2 protein-coding genes are annotated in these 1,752 nt (G+C 65.1%); one reads left to right on the top strand and one right to left on the bottom strand.

Annotated elements, in window-relative coordinates; genetic code table 11:
- On the top strand, positions 1-949 hold a 949-nt coding region (locus tag ACYVDE_RS21820), incomplete at its 5' end, for a DUF6687 family protein (protein WP_460503648.1).
- Between the two features lie 100 nt (positions 950-1,049).
- Here the strand turns inward: ACYVDE_RS21820 and ACYVDE_RS21815 are convergent.
- The coding region (locus ACYVDE_RS21815) for an SbcC/MukB-like Walker B domain-containing protein (protein ID WP_460503647.1) at positions 1,050-1,752 on the bottom strand (703 nt) is incomplete at its 5' end.

The following is a 1,752-nucleotide window of genomic DNA, read 5'->3' as shown; positions in this document are numbered from 1 at the left end:
GGCGCCCTCTCCAGCCGCGCTGCGTGACGATACCAGCGCCGGCTCGGCCCTGCGGGCGCTGCATCAGCCCGACACCCCGGGGATGGAGGCCCAGGCCGTGACGGCCAACCATTTCGACGTGGATGGCTTTGTGGGCGTATGGGCCCTGCTGCACCCGGAGCTGGCGCGGCAGCACGAAACGTTGCTGCGCATGGTGGCAACGCTGGGCGATTTCCGGGAGCTGAACTTCGGGCACCCGCTGGCCGGGCACGCCCTGCAGCTGGTCTGCTGGCTGAATGCCGAGGAAAAAGCCCGGTTTTATGAGCCTTTTGGGGCGCCGGCCCGCCGCCGCCGCGAAGACGAAGCTTCGGCCGAGAAGTTTGCCTGGTTTCTGCCGCGCTTCGCGGACGTGCTGCAACACCCGGAAGCGTTTCGGGCAGGGTGGCAGCCCGAGTACGAGCGGGTACAGGCCGCCGTGGACCGGATGCAGGGCCCGGCCACGCAGCGGCGGAATTATCCCGAAATCGGGCTGGCGGTAGTGGCTACGGCCGCGCCGGGGCCGTACTACGCCCTGTTCGGCCCTACGGCGGGCACCGACATCGTATTGAGCCTGTACGAAGGGCAGCGGTACGAGCTTGAGTATAAATACACGACCTGGATTGACCTGGAAAGCCGACCCACGCTGCCCCGACTGTCCCTGGCTCCGCTGGTGGCTCGCCTCAACGTGCTGGAAACCAGCGGCCGCACCTGGGCCGCCGACGGCGTGACCGATACGGGGCCGTTGCTCCGGTTGGCCGGCCGTAAGCTCGGTAAGGTAGAGCGGTACGCCGACCCAGACAGCCGGCCGATTTACGCTTCGTCCATTGCGCCGCAGGTAATGGAGCAGGAAGTGGTGGCGTTTTTCCGCGCCGGCTACGCAGGCATCAAGCCCAAGAAGTACTGGACTTGGGCCGAAGTGAAGGCCGTGTAGCTGCTGGGTTTTGGTTATTTGTTTTCGGAGCTGTTTTGGGCTTTGCTCAGCAATCACCAAACAACTCTAACAACCACAGCCAATAACCAAAACCTGGCCGTTACACGGCGCAATCGGTTTCGTCGCCGCGGCCATCTACGAGGTGCACGGTGCTGTTGCCGCCTGCCGCGGGGCGCACCCGAATCTGGGTGCCGATGCGCTCCTTGAGGTCGGAAACGTGCGAGATGATGCCAATCATCTTGCCCGAGTGCTGCAGGCGCTCGAGGGCATCGAGGGCGGTGTTGAGGGCGTCGGGGTCGAGCGTGCCGAAACCCTCATCGATGAACAGCGACTCGATGCGCGCTTTATGGCCAGCCAGCTCGCTCAGGCCCAGGGCCAGGGCCAAGCTCACCAGAAAGCTTTCGCCGCCCGAGAGCGAGGCCATGGGCCGCACGGTATCGGCCTGGTCGTGGTCGATAATTTGCAGCTCCAGGTTGCGATTGGGCGTTTTGAGGATGGTGTAGCGGCCGGTGAGCTGGCGCAGGCGCAGGTTGGCCAGCCGGGCTAGGTGGCTCAGCGTAAGACCTTGGGCAAACTGGCTGAACTTGTCGCCCCGCGCCGAGCCAATCTGCTCGCTCAGGTCCTGCCAGCGCTGCTCTTCCTGCTGGCGAAGAGTCATTTCGCGCAGGCCGGCCGCCAGCTGGGCGCGGGCCGTATCGTCCTGCAGCAATTGGTTGGCCACGGCGCCCAGCTTCTGCTGCAGCGTGCCCAGGTCGGCGTCCTGCCCCACGCTGTAGATGGTCGAAATGGTGCCCACAAACACC

Source organism: Hymenobacter agri (assembly GCF_054778495.1).
This window is presented reverse-complemented; position numbering and strand designations above follow the sequence as displayed.